This is a genomic window from Streptomyces soli (genome assembly GCF_003999195.1).
GTDB classification, from domain to species: Bacteria; Actinomycetota; Actinomycetes; order Streptomycetales; family Streptomycetaceae; genus Actinacidiphila; species Actinacidiphila soli.
Window position 1 is genome coordinate 1 of sequence record NZ_RJVR01000257.1, and the last position, 18,500, is coordinate 18,500.

Sequence of the window (18,500 nt, forward strand, 5' to 3'; positions counted from 1 at the left end):
AAGTACCCGCGGTTCAAGTCGCGGAAGAAGTCGCGGAAGTCGGCGGAGTACACCAGCTCGGCGTTCCGCTACCGCGACGGCCAGTTGACGCTGGCCAAAATGGGCGATCCGCTCGCCGTCGTGTGGTCCCGTCCGCTCCCCGAAGACGCGGCACCGTCCACGGTGACGGTGTCCCAGGACGCGGCAGGGCGCTGGTTCGTGTCGCTGCTGTGCGACGACACCATCACGGCGGCCCCGGCCACCACAGCGGCGGTCGGCATCGACGCGGGCATCACCTGCCTGGTGACCCTGTCCACCGGAGAGAAGATCAGCAACCCGAAGCATGAGCGGCGTGACCGGGTGCGCCTGGCGAAGGCGCAGCGGGAGTTGTCTCGTAAGGAGAAGGGCTCCGCGAACCGGGCCAAGGCCCGTGTGAAGGTCGCCAAGGTCCACGCGCGGATCGCTGACCGGCGCCGGGACTTCCTGCACCAGCTGACCACTCGACTCGTCCGTGAGAACCAAACGGTCGTGATCGAGGACCTGACCGTCCGCAACATGGTCAAGAACCACAAGCTCGCCCGCGCGATCTCTGATGCGTCGTGGACCGAGATGCGGACGATGCTGGAGTACAAGTGCGCCTGGTACGGGCGTGACCTCGTAGTGATCGACAGGTGGTTCCCCAGTTCGAAGCTGTGCGGGGCGTGCGGGACGATCCGCGAGAAGCTGCCGCTGAACGTCCGTGAGTGGACGTGCGACTGCGGCATCACCCATGACCGCGACGTGAACGCGGCACGCAACATCAAGGCGGCCGGGCTGGCCGTCTCGGCCTGTGGAGACGGTGTAAGACCTCAACGGGAGTCCTCCCGGACGGGGCAGTCGTCGATGAAGCAGGAAACCCAGCGGGCGACCGCTGGAATCCCCCGCCATTAGGCGGGGGAGGAAGTCAACAGCGAGCACCCCTTCCACCTCCACCTGACATGACGCCTGACACCCACTACCTGACGCCCGGCGCGGACGGCTGCACGGCCACCGGCACCACCGGGGCCTGGAACAGCTTCACCGGCTCCTCCGAGGGCTGGCAGCAGGTCGCGTTCGACCTGAGTGCCTACGCGGGCACCAAGGTTGAGCTGTCGCTCAGCTACATCACCGACCCCGGCAGCGGCGGCCACGGCGTCTTCGCGGACGACGCGCGACTCGCGGTGGGCGGAGCCGAGCAGCAGGCCGAGGGCTTCGAAACCTCCCTCGGCGCGTGGACGGTGTTGGGCCCGCCGGCCGGTAGCCCGGCGGTCGAAGGCGACTGGAGCCGCTCCGGCGAACTCTTCAAGTCCTACGCGGCGGTCACCACACATGACACCGTGCTGCTCGGATTCGGGCTGGAGCACGTCCCCGACAGCTCGAACCGCGCCGCGCTGATCGGCAAAGCACTTGCGGTACTGCGCACCTGAGGTGCACTTGAGGCGCGCCTGAGCAGTGGCCTGTCCCCCTACCGCCCAGTAGGGGGACAGGCCACCGTTCACCGGCCCGCCTGATGTCATCCGGGGCTCCCGGGCGAGGTAGGGTCGTCCTTGGTCGGGGACATCCCATACGTCGCAGCCGGAATGGAATCCGGCGAATCAGCGAGGAGATCGGTTCGTGACGATCCGCGTAGGCATCAACGGCTTTGGTCGCATCGGTCGCAACTTCTTCCGTGCCGCCCTGGAGCAGGGTGCGGACATTGAGATCGTGGCTGTCAACGACCTGGGTGACACGGCGACCACCGCGCACCTGCTCAAGTACGACACCATCCTGGGCCGCCTCAAGGCCGAGGTGAGCCACACCGCCGACACCATCACCGTGGACGGCCACACCATCAAGGTGCTGTCGGAGCGCAACCCGTCCGACATCCCGTGGGGCGAGCTGGGCGTCGACATCGTCATCGAGTCGACCGGCATCTTCACCAGCGGCGAGGCCGCCGGCAAGCACATCGCGGGTGGCGCCAAGAAGGTCATCATCTCCGCGCCCGCCAAGGGCGAGGACATCACGATCGTGATGGGCGTCAACAACGACAAGTACGACGCTACCAACCACCACATCATCTCCAACGCCTCCTGCACCACCAACTGTGTGGCGCCGATGGCGAAGGTACTGCTGGAGAACTTCGGCATCGTCAAGGGCCTGATGACCACGGTCCACGCCTACACCAACGACCAGCGCATCCTGGACTTCCCGCACAGCGACCTGCGCCGTGCGCGTGCCGCCGCCGAGAACATCATCCCGACCACCACCGGTGCCGCGAAGGCCACCGCGCTGGTGATCCCGGAGCTGGCGGGCAAGCTCGACGGCATCGCGATGCGCGTCCCGGTCCCGACCGGCTCGGTCACCGACCTGGTCGTCGAGCTGGAGCGCGAGGTCACCAAGGACGAGGTCAACGCCGCGTTCCAGAAGGCGGCCGAGGGCCAGCTCAAGGGTCTGCTGGAGTACACCGAGGACCCGATCGTGTCCTCGGACATCGTCAACCAGCCGGCGTCCTGCACCTTCGACTCCCTCCTGACCATGGTCCAGGGGAAGAGCGTCAAGGTCATCGGCTGGTACGACAACGAGTGGGGCTACTCCAACCGCCTCGTCGACCTGACCACCTTCATCGGCGGCCAGCTCTAAGCAACGCGCAGCACGATGCGATGAGGACAGGGTCCGGACGACACCAGAGTCGTCCGGGCCCTGTCCCATGACCAAGGAGCCATGGATGAAGACGATCGAAGACCTCCTCGACGAAGGGGTCGCCGGCAAGCGGGTGTTCGTCCGCGCCGACCTCAATGTCCCCCTCTCGGGTGACACCATCACCGACGACGGCCGCATCCGCGCCGCCGTGCGGACCATCGCCAAACTCGCCGCCGCCGGCGCCAAGGTGATCGTCGCCTCGCACCTGGGCCGCCCCAAGGGCGCGCCCGACCCGCAGTTCTCGCTCGCGCCGGTCGCCAAGCGGCTGGGCGAACTGCTCGACAAGGACGTCGTGTTCGCCACCGACACCGTCGGTGAGAGCGCCCAGGCCGCCGTGTCCGCGCTGGCCGAGGGCGAGGTCGTACTCCTGGAGAACCTGCGCTTCAACCCGGGCGAGACCGCCAAGGACGACGCCGAGCGCGGCGCCTTCGCCGACCAGCTGGCCGCGCTCGCGGACGCGTACGTCGGTGACGGCTTCGGCGCGGTGCACCGTAAGCACGCCTCGGTGTACGACCTGCCGGCGCGCCTCCCGCACGCCGCGGGTGGGCTGATCGCCACCGAGGTCGCGGTGCTGAAGAAGCTCACTGAGGACGTGGCCCGTCCGTACGTGGTGGTGCTCGGCGGCTCGAAGGTCTCCGACAAGCTCGGGGTGATCGACCACCTGCTGGGCAAGGCCGACCGGATCCTGATCGGCGGCGGCATGATGTTCACCTTCCTCAAGGCCCAGGGCCACGAGGTCGGCGGCAGTCTGCTGCAGGAGGACCAGATCCCGGCGGTCAAGGAGTACCTGCAGCGCGCCAAGGACCAGGGCGTGGAGTTCGTGCTCCCGGTCGACGTCGTCGCCACCGACAGCTTCCCCGACCTGAAGAACCCGGTCGCGACCCACCCAGTGACGGTTTCCGCCGAGGCGATCCCCGGTGACCTGATGGGCCTGGACATCGGTCCGGAGTCCCGCAAGCTGTTCGCCTCGAAGCTCGCCGACGCCGCCACCGTCTTCTGGAACGGCCCGATGGGCGTCTTCGAGCACCCCGACTTCGCCGAGGGCACCCGCGCGGTCGCCCAGGCGCTGATCGACAGCCCAGCGTTCACGGTGGTCGGCGGCGGCGACTCGGCCGCGGCCGTACGCATCCTCGGCTTCGACGAGAACGCATTCGGCCACATCTCGACCGGCGGCGGCGCCAGCCTCGAATACCTCGAGGGCAAGACGCTCCCCGGCCTCGCCGCACTGGAGGACTGACCCACCCATGACCACGCGCACCCCGCTGATGGCGGGCAACTGGAAGATGAACCTCAACCACCTCGAGGCCATCGCCCACACCCAGAAGCTCGCCTTCGCGCTCACCGACAAGGACTACGACGCCGTAGAGGTCGCCGTCCTGCCGCCGTACACCGACCTGCGGTCCGTACAGACCCTGGTCGACGGCGACAAGCTGAAGATCAGGTACGGCGCCCAGGATCTCTCGCAGCACGACGCCGGCGCGTACACCGGCGAGATCTCCGGCGCCATGCTCGCCAAGCTGAAGTGCACGTACGTCGTCGTCGGGCACTCCGAGCGCCGTCAGTACCACCACGAGGACGAGCCGCTGATCAACGCCAAGGTCAAGGCCGCCTACCGGCACGGCCTCACCCCGATCCTGTGCGTCGGCGAGGGCCTGGAGGTCCGCAAGGCGGGCAACCAGGTCGCGCACACCCTCGCGCAGCTCGACGGCGCGCTCAAGGACATCCCGGCCGAGCACGCCGAGAGCATCGTCATCGCGTACGAGCCCGTCTGGGCCATCGGCACCGGCGAGGTCGCCACCCCCGAGGACGCCCAGGAGGTCTGCGGGGCGATCCGCGGCCGGCTGGCCGAGCTCTACAGCCAGGAGCTGGCGGACGCGGTCCGTATCCAGTACGGCGGCTCGGTCAAGGGCGGCAACGTCGCGGCGATCATGGCGCAGCCGGATGTGGACGGCGCCCTGGTCGGCGGCGCGTCGCTGGACGCGGAAGAATTCGTCAAGATCGTGCGCTTCCGCGATCAGTAAGGCGTGCGGTAAGTACCCTCACCCCCGGTGAGGGAAGTAGGCTGTCGGGGCCGGACCACCGTCCGGCCCCGCGGCCCCATGCCGTCGTTTACCTGTCACCGAGAGAGTTGGTCCTGCTGTGGTACTCGGGTTCTCCATCGCCCTCATCGTCTTCAGCCTGCTGCTTCTGCTGCTGGTGCTGATGCACAAGGGGAAGGGCGGCGGCCTCTCCGACATGTTCGGCGGCGGCATGCAGTCCTCGGTCGGCGGTTCCTCGGTGGCCGAGCGCAACCTCGACCGGATCACCGTGGTGATCGGTCTGCTCTGGTTTGCCTGCATTGTCGCGCTTGGCCTACTGCTGAAGTTCAACAAGTAGCGGCCGGCGGACGCCCCGCCGTCCCCGGTGTCCGACTCTCGTGCGTTGCGGGAGAACTGACGCCTCGTCGCGAACGCGGCTTATCATGGAACGGCGTCCGCGGCAGCCGGGTCGACGACCAGGCGCTGGACGGGGCGTAAGGTCTCCGTAAACTGGGCGACCTCGCAGCACCATCACGCAGGGAGTTACGACCGTGGCAAGTGGCAACGCGATCCGTGGCAGTCGGGTCGGAGCGGGGCCGATGGGAGAGGCAGAGCGCGGCGAGTCCGCGCCGCGCCTCCGCATCTCCTTCTGGTGCTCGAACGGGCACGAGACCCAGCCGAGTTTCGCCAGCGACGCGCAGATCCCGGAGACCTGGGACTGCCCGCGTTGCGGCTTCCCGGCCGGGCAGGACGAGGAGAACCCGCCGGCTCCGCCGCGCACCGAGCCGTACAAGACGCACCTGGCCTATGTACGTGAGCGGCGCAGTGCCGCCGACGGCGAAGCCATCCTCGCCGAGGCGCTTGCGAAGCTCCGGGGTGAGATTTAATACGCCCCAGGCACGCGAACGCCCCCGGGAGGCCCTGGGGGCCTTCGCATAGGTGCGCCGTGCGGCTGACCGTGCGCGTCAGCGGAGGCGAACGAGCCCTCAAAAAAGTATGCTCAGGGTTGTGACTGCTGAGCACCGGCCGCTGGTGATCGGCATCGATGCCGGCGGCACCCGCACTCGGGCGTACCTCGCGGACGACGACGGAGCCGTGCTCGGCGAGGGCGCCGGGGGGCCCGGCAATGCCATGAGTGTGCCCAGGGCGGAGCTGACCCGGCACCTGGTGGCGGCGATCAGGGCTGCGGCGCCCGACACGCGGCAGCGGGGGGCCGTACGGTCGGTGGTGGGCGGCTTCGCGGGCGGCGCGTCCGACGCGGGACCCGACGCCGGGTACGAACTGGCCATGTCGTGCCTGGACGCCGCGCTCTCCGCCAACGGCATCACAGCCCGGTCCATCGAGGTGCTGGGCGACATCGAGATCGCCTTCGCCTCCGCCGACGGTACCCCCTCCGACGGCCTGGCCATCGTGGCCGGCACCGGCGCGGTCGCGGCCCGGATCGAGAACCGCCGCAGGCTGTATCTCTCCGACGGCAACGGCTGGCTCCTCGGCGACAGCGGCAGCGGCTTCTGGCTGGGCCGCGAGGTGCTGCGCGCCGCCCTGCAGGCCCTGGACGGGCGCGGACCCTGGACCTCGCTCGTGGAGGCCGTGCTGTCGCATTACGTCGGCACCCCGGGCGGCCCCTACCTCGCCCAGGAGCGGCCCAGCCGCCATGAATGCGAGCTGCTACGACACCGCCTGGTGCCCTTCGCCTACGCCGAGCCCCCGGTGCGGCTCGCCCGGCTCAGCCCGCTCGCCGTGACCGCCGAGGAGGACGGTGACGAGGTCGCGGCGGGCCTGCTCGACGACGCCGCCGACGAACTCGCCGCCACCGTTGCCGCCCTCGAGCCCCGCGAGGACGAGCCGTTGGTCGCCGCCGGCAGCCTGCTCGGCCCGCACGGCCCGCTGCTCGGCCGGGTCACCGCTCGCGCCGAGGAACTGGGCCTGCGGGTGCTTCCGGTGCACAACGGCGGCGCGGGCGCGGTGGCACTGGCCCGGCTTCGGCTGCCCGTCGCGTAATCAACTAGTTTGGTCCCGCAGGCAGGACGAGGAGAAAGTGGACTGATGTCCGACAAAAACGCGCAGAGCCCGATCCGACTCGACCAGCGGCCCGAATGGCACGCACTCGTCAAGCACCGCGAAGAATTCGGGGATACGCATCTGCGTGAACTCTTCGCGGCCGACCCGCAACGCGGCGAGCGTTACACCCTCCAGGTCGGCGACCTCTACCTGGACTACTCCAAGCACCTGGTGAACGACGAGACCCTGAGCCTGTTGCGCGAACTCGCCGCCGCGACCGGGGTCGCCGAGCTGCGCGACGCGATGTTCCGCGGCGAGCACATCAACGTCACCGAGGACCGTGCCGCGCTGCACATCGCGCTGCGGGCCCCCCTCTCGGCCGTCATCGAGGTCGACGGGCACAACGTCGTCCCGGCCGTGCACCACGTCCTCACCAAGATGACGGTCTTCACCGACAAGATCCGCTCCGGCGAATGGCGCGGCCACACCGGCAAGCGCATCAAGAACATCGTCAACATCGGTATCGGCGGTTCCGATCTGGGCCCCGCGATGGCGTACGAGGTGCTGCGTCCCTACACCGCCCGTGATCTGACGTTCCGTTTCGTATCGAATGTCGACGGCGCCGACCTCCACGAGGCCGTACGGGACCTGGACCCCGCCGAGACGCTGTTCATCATCGCGTCCAAGACCTTCACGACGATCGAGACCATCACCAACGCCACGTCGGCCCGCACCTGGCTGCTGGACGGCCTGGGCGCCGATGCGGTGGCCAAGCACTTCGTGGCTCTGTCGACGAACGCCGAGAAGGTCAAGGAGTTCGGCATCGACACGGAGAACATGTTCGAGTTCTGGGACTGGGTCGGCGGCCGTTACTCCTACGACTCCGCCATCGGGCTCTCCCTGATGGTCGCCATCGGCCACGACCACTTCCGCGAGATGCTCGCCGGCTTCCACCTCGTCGACGAGCACTTCCGGACCGCGCCCCCCGAGGAGAACGTCCCGCTGCTGCTGGGGCTGCTCGGCATCTGGTACGGCAACTTCCACGACGCGCAGTCACACGCGGTGCTGCCCTACAGCCACTACCTGTCGAAGTTCACGGCCTACCTCCAGCAGCTCGACATGGAGTCCAACGGCAAGTCCGTCGACCGCCATGGCAACCCCGTCTCCTGGCAGACCGGTCCCGTCGTCTGGGGCACCCCCGGCACCAACGGCCAGCACGCCTACTACCAGCTCCTCCACCAGGGCACCAAACTCATCCCCGCCGACTTCATCGGCTTCGCCGAGCCCCTCCGCGAACTCGGCCCGCTCCGTGACCACCACGACCTCCTGATGGCCAACTTCTTCGCCCAGACCCAGGCCCTCGCCTTCGGCAAGACCCCGGAAGAGGTCGCGGCGGAGGGCGTGCCCGCCGAACTGGTCCCGCACAAGACCTTCCGCGGCAACCACCCGACCACCACGATCCTGGCCAGCGAGCTCTCTCCCTCGGTGCTCGGCCAGCTCGTCGCTCTCTATGAGCACAAGGTCTTCGTCCAGGGCGCCATCTGGGACATCGACTCCTTCGATCAGTGGGGCGTCGAGCTCGGCAAGGTCCTCGCCAAGCGCGTCGAACCCGCGCTCACCGAAGGCGCCGACGTCCCCGGCCTCGACCCCTCCACCAAGGCTCTCGTCGCCAAGTACCGCTCGCTGCGCGGCCGCTGACGCAGCGGCCGGGTCCCGGCGATGCCCCGAGGCACCGCCGGGACCTGGCCCTCGGATGCCCGCGATCAGGCAGAGGGAGATGGTGAGCACCCCGACGCCGCGGGCGGCCGCCAGGATCAGGCCGGCGCGGCGGGTGCGGTCGTGACCAGAGCCTCGGTCACGACGGCGGACAGCCCGCCCCGTGTGGACAGGACTGCCTCGCTGGTGCCCTGCATAGGTTCCTCCTGGTGGTAGCCGAAAGCCGGAAGCCCCAGTCCGACGACTGGGGCTTCCGGCTTTCGGAGGCGGCGCTCAGGCCGTGCGCGGCGGCCGGAGCTCGGGGGGGAGCTTAGCGGCGGCGGTGGTGTCGATGAGCCAGAGGGTGCGGGAGCGGCCGTAGGCGCCGGCGGCGGGGGCCTGGAGTTCGCCGGGGGAGGAGAGGGCGAAGGCGACGGCGCCGGCCTTGTCCTCGCCGGCGGCGAGGAGCCAGACCTCGCGGGCGGCGCGGATGGCGGGGAGGGTGAGGGAGATGCGGGTCGGGGGCGGCTTGGGGGCGCCGTGGATGCCGACGACGGTGCGCTCGGTCTCCCGGACGGCCGGGTGGCCGGGGAAGAGCGAGGCGATGTGGGTGTCGGGGCCCACACCGAGCATCAGGACGTCGAAGGAGGGCACGGGGCCGTGGTCCTCGGGGCCGGCGGCCTTGGCGAGCTCCTCCGCGTAGGCGGTGGCGGCCGCGTCGGCGTCACTGCCGTACGGCCCGTCGGAGGCGGGCATGGGGTGCACACGGGACGGGCTGACCGGGACGGCGTCCAGGAGGGCTTCGCGGGCCTGGGTGACATTGCGCTCGGGGTCGCCCTCGGGGAGGAAGCGTTCGTCCCCCCACCACAGGTCGAGCCGGGCCCAGTCGACGGCGTCGCGGGCGGGGGACTCGGCGAGGGCGGCCAGGAGCGCGTTGCCGTTGCGGCCGCCGGTGAGGACGACGGAGGCGGCGCCGCGGGCGGCCTGGGCGTCCACGATCTTCGTGATCAGCCGGGCCGCCACGGCCTTCGCCATGAGTTCCTTGTCGCGGTGGACGACGACCTGCGGCGCGCTCACTTCGCCGCCGCCTTCTCCTTCGGCGGCGCGGGCTTCGGCGCCGCGCCCGCCGCCGCGGGCTGGGGCTCCGACAGCCGCTTCACGCCGAACTTCACCGCCGCCGCGTACGCCTCGTCCGGGTCCAGCCGCCGCAGCTCCTCCGCGATCAGCTCGGCCGTGGTGCGCCGCTGCAGTGCGACGTGGCGGTCCGGCTGGCCCGGCATCGCCAGCTCCGCCAGCGAGCCGTTGGGGCGGTCGAGGCAGATCTCGCCGTCGGCCGTGGCCAGCCGTACGGCGGTGATGCCGGGGCCGTCCGAGACGCGCCGCTCGACCGGCACGCCGAGGCGCTCCGCCAGCCACAGCCCCAGCAGCTCGGTGCTCGGGTTGTACGCCTCGCCCTCGACGACGGCGCCGGTCAGCTCGGCGTGCTTCTGGTCCAGCGCGGCCGCCAGAACGCTGCGCCAGGACGTGATCCGGGTCCAGGCGAGGTCCGTGTCGCCGGGGGTGTACGTGTCGGCGCGCAGTGCCAGCGCGGCCACCGGGTTCTCGGCGGCGGCCGCGTCGGTGATGCGGCGGGCGGCGAGTTGGCCGAGCAGGTCCTCGGAGGGGTTCTCCGGGGCGACCTCCGGCCACCACACCACGACCGGCGCGTCGGGCAGCAGCAGCGGCAGCACCACGCTCTGGGCGTGGTTGGCGAGTTCGCCGTGCATGCGCAGCAGGACGGTCTCGCCGGTGCCGGTCTCCCCGCCGACCCGTACCTCGGCGTCGAGGCGGGCCTTACGGCGGTCGCGCGGCGAGCGGCCGGGCCGCTTGATGACGACGAGGATCCGTGACGGGTGCTCCTTCGACGCCTCGCTGGCGGACTTGAGTGCGTCGTAGTGATTGCCCTCGTCCGTCACGATGACCAAGGTCAGCACCATGCCGACCGCCGGGCTCCCGGCGGCCCTCCGCGCCTTGATCAGCGCAGAGTTGATCTTGCTTGACGTGGTCTCCGTCAGATCGATGTTCATGGCCGGCGCCAGCTCCTGCCGTCTCGTGCGAGCATCTCGTCCGCGGCCTTCGGGCCCCAGGTCCCAGCCGTGTACTGCTCGGGCCGGCCGTGCTTGTCCCAGTACTCCTCGATCGGGTCGAGGATCTTCCAGGACTCCTCCACCTCCTGGTGGCGCGGGAAGAGGTTGGCGTCACCGAGCAGCACGTCCAGGATCAGCCGCTCGTAGGCCTCGGGGCTGGACTCCGTGAAGGACTCGCCGTACGCGAAGTCCATCGTCACGTCCCGGATCTCCATCGACGTGCCCGGCACCTTCGAGCCGAAGCGGATGGTGATCCCCTCGTCCGGCTGGACCCGGATGACCAGGGCGTTCTGCCCCAGCTCCTGGGTGTCGGTGGTGTCGAAGGGGGAGTGCGGCGCGCGCTGGAAGACCACCGCGATCTCGGTGACCCGACGGCCCAGCCGCTTGCCGGTGCGCAGATAGAAGGGGACGCCCGCCCAGCGGCGGTTGTCGATCTCCAGCTTGATCGCGGCGTAGGTGTCGGTCTTGGACTGGGGGTTGATCCCCTCCTCCTCCAGGTAACCGAGCACCTCCTCGCCGCCCTGCCAGCCGTGCGCGTACTGGCCGCGTACGGTGTGCTTGCCCAGGTCGTCCGGCAGCTTGACGGCGCTGAGCGCCTTGAGCTTCTCGGTGACCAGGGAGTTGGCGTCGAAGGAGGCGGGCTCCTCCATCGCGGTCAGGGCGAGCAGCTGCAGCAGGTGGTTCTGGATGACGTCACGGGCCGAGCCGATGCCGTCGTAGTAGCCGGCCCGGCCGCCGATGCCGATGTCCTCGGCCATGGTGATCTGGATGTGGTCGACGTACGAACGGTTCCACAGGGGCTCGAACATCGTGTTGGCGAACCGCAGCGCCATGATGTTCTGGACGGTCTCCTTGCCCAGGTAGTGGTCGATCCGGAAGACGTTCCGGGACCGGAAGACCTGGTGGATGACCTGGTTGAGCTCTTCGGCGCTCTTGAGGTCGTGGCCGAAGGGCTTCTCGATGACAGCCCGTCGCCAGGCGTCCCCGGGACCCTCGTTGAGGCCGTGCTTCTTCAGCTGCTGGACGACCTTGGGGAAGAACTTGGGCGGCACCGAGAGGTAGAAGGCGAAGTTGCCGCCGGTGCCCCGGGCCTTGTCGAGGTCGTTGATGGTGGCCTTCAGCTTCTCGAAGGCCGCGTCGTCGTCGAAGTCGCCGGGCACGAAACGCATGCCCTCGGCGAGCTGCTGCCAGACCTCCTCGCGGAACGGGGTCCGCGAGTGCTCCTTGACGGAGTCGTGCACGACCTGCGCGAAGTCCTCGTCCGCCCAGTCGCGCCGGGCGTAGCCGACGAGCGAGAAGCCCGGCGGCAGCAGACCGCGGTTGGCCAGGTCGTAGACGGCCGGCATCAGCTTCTTGCGGGAGAGGTCACCGGTGACGCCGAAGATGACCAGGCCCGACGGCCCCGCGATACGCGGGAGCCGTCGGTCCTGTGCGTCACGCAGCGGATTGTCGCTGCTCAACGTGCTTACGCCTCCTTCGGCGCGAGTCGCTCGAGCTCGGCGGCGGTGGAGTCGAGCAGCTCGGTCCACGCCTGCTCGAACTTCTCCACACCCTCGTCCTCCAGGAGCTGGACGACGTCGTCGTAGTCGATACCGACCGCCGCGAGGGCGTCAAGGTCGGCCTTGGCCTGCTCGTAGGTGCCGCGAATGGTGTCCCCGGTGACCTCGCCGTGGTCGGCGGTGGCTTCGAGGGTGGCCTCCGGCATGGTGTTGACGGTGCCGGGGGCGACCAGCTCGGTCACGTACATCGTGTCCGGGTAGGCCGGGTCCTTCACACCGGTGGAGGCCCACAGGGGGCGCTGCCTGTGCGCGCCGTGGTTCTCCAGGGCGGCCCAGCGGTCGGAGGAGAAGACCTCCTCGTACGCCTGGTAGGCGAGCCGCGCGTTGGCGAGCGCGGCCTTGCCCTTGAGGGCCTTGGCCTCGTCGGTGCCGATCTTCTCCAGGCGCTTGTCGATCTCGGTGTCCACGCGGGACACGAAGAAGGACGCGACCGAGCGGATCTGCGCGAGGTCCAGGCCGGACTCCTTGGCCTTCTCCAGGCCGGAGAGGTAGGCGTCCATGACCTCGCGGTAGCGCTGCAGCGAGAAGATCAGCGTGACGTTGACGCTGATGCCGCGGCCGATGACCTCGGTGATGGCCGGCAGACCCGCTTTGGTGGCCGGGATCTTGATGAAGGTGTTGGGACGGTCCACCAGCCAGGCCAGCTGCTTGGCCTCGGCGACGGTCGCCAACTTGTTGTGCGCCAGGCGCGGGTCTACCTCGATGGAGACCCGGCCGTCCTGGCCGCCGGTGGAGTCGTACACCGGGCGCAGCACGTCGGCCGCGTCCCGTACGTCCGCCGTGGTGATCATGCGGATGGCCTCTTCGACGGTGACCTTGCGGGCAGCCAGGTCGGTGACCTGCTGCTCGTAGCCCTCACCGCTGGAGATGGCCTTCTGGAAGATCGAGGGGTTGGTGGTCACGCCCACGACATGGCTGGAGTCGATGAGTTCCGCGAGGTTGCCGGAGGTGATCCGCTTGCGGGACAGGTCGTCCAGCCAGATCGCCACGCCTTCGTCGGAGAGGCGCTTCAGTGCGTCTGTCATTGGTCTTGCATCTCCTCGTAAGTCGGATACGTCAGCGAGTCGCTGCGGCGATGGAGTCGCGGGCGGCGGCGGCCACGGCCTCGGCGGTCAGCCCGAACTCGCGGTACAGGACCTTGTAGTCGGCGCTTGCCCCGAAGTGCTCCAGGGACACAATCCGGCCCGCGTCGCCCACGAAGCGGTACCAGGTCAGGCCGATGCCCGCCTCGACGGCGACACGGGCCCTGACGGTCGGCGGCAGCACACTGTCGCGGTACGCCTGGTCCTGCTCCTCGAACCACTCGACGGACGGTACGGAGACCACCCGGGCCGGGATGCCGTCGGCCTGCAGCGCCTCGCGGGCCTCCACGGCGAGCTGCACCTCGGAACCGGTGCCCAGCAGGATCACCTGGGGCTCGCCGCCCTCGGCCTCGAAGAGCACGTAGGCGCCCTTCGCGGCGTCGTCGTTGGCCTCGTACGTCGGGACGTTCTGGCGGGTGAGCGCCAGGCCGTGCGGGGCGGGCTTGGTGGCGTGGCGCTTGAGGATCTCACGCCAGGCGATCGCGGTCTCGTTGGCGTCGGCCGGGCGCACGACGTTGAGGCCCGGGATGGCGCGCAGCGCGGACAGGTGCTCGACCGGCTGGTGGGTCGGGCCGTCCTCGCCGAGGCCGATGGAGTCGTGCGTCCAGACGTACGTCACCGGCAGCTTCATCAGCGCGGCCAGGCGGACGGCGGGACGCATGTAGTCGGAGAACACCAGGAAGGTGCCGCCGTAGATGCGGGTGTTGCCGTGCAGCGCGATGCCGTTCATCGTCGAGCCCATGGCGTGCTCGCGGATGCCGAAGTGCACCGTGCGGCCGTAGGGGTTGGCCTCGGGCAGCGGGTTGTCCGCCGGGAGGAAGGAGGACGAGGCGTCGATCGTGGTGTTGTTGGAGCCCGCGAGGTCGGCCGAGCCGCCCCACAGCTCGGGCACCACGGCGCCGACGGCCTTCAGCACCTCACCGGAGGCCTTGCGGGTCGCGACGTCCTTGCCGGCCGGGAACTCCGGAAGCGCGTTCTCCCAGCCCTCGGGCAGCTCGCCCGCCTGGATCCGGTCGAACTCGGCGGCACGCTCGGGGTTGGCGGTACGCCACTCCTCGAAGCGCTTGTTCCACGCGGAGTGCGCCTCGCGGCCCCGGTCCAGGGCCTTGCGGGCGTGCGCCAGCACCTCGTCGGAGACCTCGAACGACTTCTCCGGGTCGAAGCCCAGTACGCGCTTGGTCGCGGCGACCTCTTCGGCGCCCAGGGCGGAGCCGTGCGCGGCCTCGGTGTTCTGGGCGTGCGGGGCCGGCCAGGCGATGATGGTGCGGGCCGCGATGATCGACGGGCGGTCGGTGACGGCCTGGGCGGCGCGGTAGGCCGCGTACAGGGCGTGAACGTCGAAGTCGCCCGACGGGTCCTGCTCGACGCGCTGCACATGCCAGCCGTAGGCCTCGTACCGCTTCAGCACATCCTCGGAGAACGCGGTCGCGGTGTCGCCCTCGATGGAGATGTGGTTGTCGTCGTACAGGGCGATCAGGTTGCCGAGCTTCTGGTGGCCCGCGAGGGAGGAGGCCTCGGCGGAGATGCCTTCCTCCAGGTCGCCGTCGGAGACGATCGCCCAGATGGTGTGGTCGAAGACCGACTCACCGGCCGGCGCGTCCGGGTCGAACAGGCCGCGCTCATAGCGGGCGGCCATGGCCATGCCCACCGCGTTGCCGATGCCCTGGCCGAGCGGGCCCGTGGTGGTCTCGACGCCCACCGTGTGGCCGTGCTCCGGGTGGCCGGGGGTCTTGCTGCCCCAGGTGCGGAAGGCCTTGAGGTCGTCCAGCTCCAAGCCGTAGCCGGAGAGGAAGAGCTGGGTGTAGAGCGTCAGCGACGTGTGACCGGGGGACAGGACGAACCGGTCGCGGCCCACCCACTGCGTGTCCGCCGGGTCGTGCTGCATCAGCTTCTGGAAGAGCAGGTACGCGGCGGGTGCCAGGCTCATGGCCGTGCCCGGATGGCCGTTGCCGACCTTCTGCACGGAATCCATGGCCAGGACTCGGGCCGTGTCAACAGCCCGCTTGTCCAGTTCGGTCCATTCGAGGTCTGTGGTGGTCGGCTCGGTACTCACCCTGTCTCAGGGCTCCTTTCCACATGCTGGACACCGGTGACGGGGTGCCTACCGGGCGTTGTCGAGCCTACCCCTGTAGGGGCGAGCACCTATTCGAGCGGTCTCGCTATGCGAGCAGTGCGGTACTGGCTCGACGCCTGCGGCAACCAATCTCCTCGGACGGACATTCCCGGCGCGGCGGCCGGGCTCAGGCCCTGGTCGGCCAGGACCTGATCTCAGCCTGCCCCGCCGAGAGTGTCTTCGCCTCTTGAACTCGATACGGCGTGTGGGGCACCGCTCCATTGCGGTATGGGGACAACACGGGGCACCCCCCCGGCAGGGCGGAGTATCCGCTACGTCTAGAGTGGCCTGGTACGCGCAAGCGGAGCCCGCTTGCAGTTGCTGAACTTTTCCTCAGGGGTGTTCGTGACGGCCGTCGAATCCCGGCCCGCCGGAGCCATCGGGTCGAGTACGGGTCACCGGCCGTTCGGTGCCCGTGTCATGGCATTCGTGGCGCTGACCAAACCGCGCATCATCGAGCTGCTGCTCATCACCACTGTTCCGGTGATGTTCCTGGCCGCCGGTGGTGTGCCCGATCTGGGCCGCGTCGCGCTGACGGTCATCGGCGGCTATCTGTCCGCGGGTGGCGCGAACGCGCTCAACATGTACATCGACCGCGACATCGACGCGCTCATGCACCGCACCGAGCAGCGCCCACTGGTCACCGGCATGGTCTCGCCCCGCGAGGCCCTGGTCTTCGGCATCACGCTGTCGGTGGTCTCCACGGTGTGGTTCGCGGTGCTCGTCAACCCGCTGTCCGCCGCGCTGTCGCTGACGGCCATCCTCTATTACGTCTTCGTCTACACGATCTGGCTCAAGCGCCGCACCGCCCAGAACATCGTCTGGGGCGGTGTCGCCGGCTGCCTGCAGGTCTTCATCGGCTGGTCGGCGGTGCGCAACGAGCTGGCCTGGGCGCCCTTCGTCCTCTTCCTTGTCCTCTTCTTCTGGACGCCGCCGCACTACTGGCCGCTGTCGATGAAGGTCAAGGACGACTACGAGCGCGTGGGCGTCCCGATGCTGCCGGTCGTCGCCGGCAACCAGGTCGTGGCCCGGCAGATCGTCATCTACAGCTGGGTGATGGTGCTGGTCTCGCTCACCCTGTGGTGGCCGCTGGGCGCCACGGGCTGGCTGTACCCGGTGGCGGCGGTGGTCCTCGGCGGCTTCTGGCTCAAGGAGGCGCACGGGCTGCATGCCCGGGCCAAGGCCGGCATCACGGGCGCCAAGCTCAAGGAGATGCGGCTGTTCCACTGGTCGATCACCTACGCGACGCTGCTGTTCGTGGTCGTGGCCGTGGACCCCTTCCTGCGCTGATTACCGACGGGTAGCATTTCTGTCATGGCAGACACCCTGGTAGACGACCCGAAGGCCGCCGCCCGCGCCGCCCGTGCCGAGCGCCTGGCCGAACGCCGCGTCGCGCGGCTCGCCAAGCAGATCGACGCGTTCGCCAAGAGCCACGGCGGCGGCGCCGAGGCCACAGTCGAGTACATCGGCGAGATCGGCACCCGCATCGTCCTCGTCGGCGAGAACGGCGAGTGGGGCGACCTGGTGGCTCCTACGTACGAGCTCGCGCAGCGCGCCGTCGAGCGATCCGGCGTCACCGTGCACGAGGACTTCGACGGCGACTTCGCCGCGAAGATCCGCACGGGACCGTACGAGTGGAAGCGCATGGCCGGAATTCAGATCGGCAGTCCAGCCAACACCTGACACCGGGGTCATCCGTTAAGGACCATACGAGTGATGGTCTTGTCACGGGTGGCTAGGAGGCACGGGTGGACGCGGAAGCGCGGGAGCAGCACAGGGTCGTGGCGCGGCAGGAGGCGGCGCGGCTCTCCGCGGAAGGCGTACGAGGCGTCGCGCTGAGCTGGACCGACAACGCGGGCGTCAACCGCGTGAAGACGGTGCCCACGGCCAGGCTCGCGGACGCCGCCTACAGCGGGGTCGGCATGTCACCGGTCTTTGACGTCTTCACGTCGGACGACATGATCACCGCGACCCCCCACCTGGGCGGGCCCGACGGCGACCTGCGGCTCTTCCCCGACCTGGAACGGCTCACCATTCTGGCCGCCCAGTCCGGCTGGGCCTGGGCCCCCGCCGACCGCTACCAGCAGGACGGCGCGCCGCACCCCGCCTGCCAGCGGCAGTTCGCCCGGCGCATGGTCGCCCGGGCCGCCGAGCGGGGCCTCGACCTGCGGATGGGCTTCGAGACGGAGTGGATCGTCGACCCCGCCGGGGACGGCCCGGCGTACGGGCTGACCCGGGTCGTCGAGCGCTCCGACTACCTGCGCGACCTGTACGAGGCGCTGGGTGCCCAGGGCATAGACGTCCTCCAGGTGCACCCCGAGTACACCCTTGGGCAGTTCGAGGTCTCCACCGCCCCGGCCGACCCCGTCGGCGCCGCCGATGACGTCATCCTGGTCCGCGAGACCGTACGGGCGGTAAGCCTGCGGCACGGGCTGCGGGCCTCCTTCGCGCCGGCCTTCACCGCCGGGCAGGTCGGCAACGGCTGCCACCTCCACGTGAGCGCTTCCGGCCTGCTGGACGGGGGCGACGGGGCGTACGGCATGACTCCGGCCGGCGAGGCCTTCCTGGCGGGCCTGCTCGCCGAGCTGCCCGCCCTGCTCGCGATCGGCGCCCCCAGCCCCGCCAGCTACCTCCGCCTCGAACCCTCCCGCTGGGCCGGCGCCTTCCGCTGCTGGGGCCTCGAGAACCGCGAGGCCGCGCTGCGGTTCGTTGCCGGCGACAACCCCAACGCCGAGCTCAAGTGCTTCGACGCCGCCGCGAACCCGTATCTGGTGGTCGGGGCCGTCATCGCCGTCGGCCTCGCCGGCGCCGGCCCCCTCCCCGAGCCCGTCACCGGCGACCCCGCCACCCGCGGCGACCAGGAACGGCTCCCGCTCTCCCTCGGCGACGCGGCCGACGCCTTCGAGGACAGCGGTGTGCTTCGTGAGGCGCTCGGTGAGGTGCTGCATGGCGCGGTGCTGGCGGTTCGGCGGGCCGAGGCCGAACGCTTCGCCAAGAGCAGCCCCGAGGAGATCGCGGAAGCCACGCGGTGGCGCTGGTGAGGCGGGCTACCGCCCCGGCCCCCGGGTTGTGGGTGTTGGCCCCGCACTCTGGCCCCGGTGGGCTGGGGTCTGCCGACCAGACCGGGGTGTGGGAAGGCGTTCCGCATGGCGAGCGGAGCGAGATGGGGGCACCCCAAGGAAGCTTTGGGGGAGGTTGGCACAACCCGGCCACGGACCGTCGGCCCGCCG

At 69.8% G+C, this 18,500-nt stretch carries 16 protein-coding genes and 1 pseudogene; 12 read left to right on the forward strand and 5 right to left on the reverse strand.

Features of this window, described 5'->3' with window-relative positions:
• The 9 genes and pseudogenes from EFK10_RS26255 to pgi all read left to right on the forward strand — a co-directional run.
• Positions 1-909 (forward strand): RNA-guided endonuclease InsQ/TnpB family protein (locus EFK10_RS26255; protein ID WP_164836152.1); only part of this gene is annotated, 909 nt, incomplete at its 5' end.
• A gap of 59 nt (positions 910-968) precedes the next feature.
• Positions 969-1,424, forward strand: a pseudogene (locus EFK10_RS26260) (zinc carboxypeptidase); the annotation flags it as partial.
• Positions 1,425-1,611: 187 nt separating this feature from the next.
• A complete protein-coding gene (gene gap / locus EFK10_RS26265) occupies positions 1,612-2,616 on the forward strand; it encodes a type I glyceraldehyde-3-phosphate dehydrogenase (RefSeq protein ID WP_127358140.1) in 1,005 nt (334 codons plus the stop codon).
• Between the two features lie 85 nt (positions 2,617-2,701).
• The gene (locus EFK10_RS26270; RefSeq protein ID WP_127358141.1) at positions 2,702-3,913 is read left to right on the forward strand and encodes a phosphoglycerate kinase; all 1,212 of its coding nucleotides are present in this window, start codon (positions 2,702-2,704) and stop codon (positions 3,911-3,913) included.
• Between the two features lie 7 nt (positions 3,914-3,920).
• Positions 3,921-4,697 carry a triose-phosphate isomerase gene (tpiA, locus tag EFK10_RS26275; protein WP_127358142.1) on the forward strand — a complete coding sequence of 259 codons (777 nt, stop codon included), beginning with the start codon at positions 3,921-3,923 and terminating at the stop codon, positions 4,695-4,697.
• A 118-nt stretch (positions 4,698-4,815) separates the two neighbouring features.
• Positions 4,816-5,052, forward strand: a complete 237-nt coding sequence (secG, locus tag EFK10_RS26280; protein ID WP_127358143.1) for a preprotein translocase subunit SecG — start codon at positions 4,816-4,818, stop codon at positions 5,050-5,052.
• 193 nt (positions 5,053-5,245) lie between these two features.
• Complete coding sequence (locus EFK10_RS26285) at positions 5,246-5,581, forward strand: RNA polymerase-binding protein RbpA (RefSeq protein ID WP_073497103.1); 336 nt, start codon at positions 5,246-5,248, stop codon at positions 5,579-5,581.
• A gap of 121 nt (positions 5,582-5,702) precedes the next feature.
• Positions 5,703-6,695: an N-acetylglucosamine kinase gene (locus EFK10_RS26290; protein WP_240677466.1), complete on the forward strand. Its 993-nt coding sequence runs from the start codon at positions 5,703-5,705 to the stop codon at positions 6,693-6,695.
• 45 nt (positions 6,696-6,740) lie between these two features.
• Positions 6,741-8,393, forward strand: coding sequence for a glucose-6-phosphate isomerase (pgi, locus tag EFK10_RS26295; protein WP_127358145.1), 1,653 nt, complete (start codon positions 6,741-6,743; stop codon positions 8,391-8,393).
• A 291-nt stretch (positions 8,394-8,684) separates the two neighbouring features.
• Here pgi and pgl read toward each other — a convergent pair whose 3' ends face one another.
• The 5 genes from pgl to tkt are packed head-to-tail and all read right to left on the reverse strand — an operon-like array spanning position 8,685 to position 15,210.
• Entirely contained in the window at positions 8,685-9,467 is a 783-nt protein-coding gene (gene pgl, locus EFK10_RS26300; RefSeq protein ID WP_127358146.1) for a 6-phosphogluconolactonase, read from the reverse strand.
• Positions 9,464-10,456: a glucose-6-phosphate dehydrogenase assembly protein OpcA gene (opcA, locus tag EFK10_RS26305; protein WP_127358147.1), complete on the reverse strand. Its 993-nt coding sequence runs from the start codon at positions 10,454-10,456 to the stop codon at positions 9,464-9,466. Before opcA ends, pgl begins: the two co-directional genes overlap by 4 nt.
• Complete coding sequence (zwf, locus tag EFK10_RS26310; RefSeq protein ID WP_127358148.1) at positions 10,453-11,976, reverse strand: glucose-6-phosphate dehydrogenase; 1,524 nt, start codon at positions 11,974-11,976, stop codon at positions 10,453-10,455. Before zwf ends, opcA begins: the two co-directional genes overlap by 4 nt.
• A gap of 5 nt (positions 11,977-11,981) precedes the next feature.
• On the reverse strand, positions 11,982-13,100 hold the full coding sequence (gene tal / locus EFK10_RS26315; RefSeq protein WP_127358149.1) for a transaldolase: 1,119 nt from the start codon (positions 13,098-13,100) through the stop codon (positions 11,982-11,984).
• A 31-nt stretch (positions 13,101-13,131) separates the two neighbouring features.
• Positions 13,132-15,210 carry a transketolase gene (tkt, locus tag EFK10_RS26320; protein ID WP_127358150.1) on the reverse strand — a complete coding sequence of 693 codons (2,079 nt, stop codon included), beginning with the start codon at positions 15,208-15,210 and terminating at the stop codon, positions 13,132-13,134.
• A gap of 399 nt (positions 15,211-15,609) precedes the next feature.
• Between tkt and EFK10_RS26325 the strand changes: the two genes are divergently transcribed.
• The 3 genes from EFK10_RS26325 (at position 15,610) to EFK10_RS26335 (ending at position 18,311) form a co-directional block, all read left to right on the forward strand.
• Complete coding sequence (locus EFK10_RS26325) at positions 15,610-16,560, forward strand: heme o synthase (protein WP_206305597.1); 951 nt, start codon at positions 15,610-15,612, stop codon at positions 16,558-16,560.
• A gap of 24 nt (positions 16,561-16,584) precedes the next feature.
• Entirely contained in the window at positions 16,585-16,953 is a 369-nt protein-coding gene (locus tag EFK10_RS26330) for a hypothetical protein (protein ID WP_127358152.1), read from the forward strand.
• A gap of 65 nt (positions 16,954-17,018) precedes the next feature.
• The gene (locus EFK10_RS26335; RefSeq protein ID WP_127358153.1) at positions 17,019-18,311 is read left to right on the forward strand and encodes a type I glutamate--ammonia ligase; all 1,293 of its coding nucleotides are present in this window, start codon (positions 17,019-17,021) and stop codon (positions 18,309-18,311) included.
• Positions 18,312-18,500 lie beyond the last annotated feature (189 nt).

Coding starts and splice junctions, on each gene's coding strand:
- pgi (WP_127358145.1), top strand. CDS start 6,741: ATGTCCGACAAAAACGCGCAGAGCCCGATCCGACTCGACCAGCGGCCC.
- opcA (WP_127358147.1), bottom strand. CDS start 10,456: ATGAACATCGATCTGACGGAGACCACGTCAAGCAAGATCAACTCTGCG.
- EFK10_RS26270 (WP_127358141.1), top strand. CDS start 2,702: ATGAAGACGATCGAAGACCTCCTCGACGAAGGGGTCGCCGGCAAGCGG.
- tpiA (WP_127358142.1), top strand. CDS start 3,921: ATGACCACGCGCACCCCGCTGATGGCGGGCAACTGGAAGATGAACCTC.
- EFK10_RS26330 (WP_127358152.1), top strand. CDS start 16,585: ATGGCAGACACCCTGGTAGACGACCCGAAGGCCGCCGCCCGCGCCGCC.
- tal (WP_127358149.1), bottom strand. CDS start 13,100: ATGACAGACGCACTGAAGCGCCTCTCCGACGAAGGCGTGGCGATCTGG.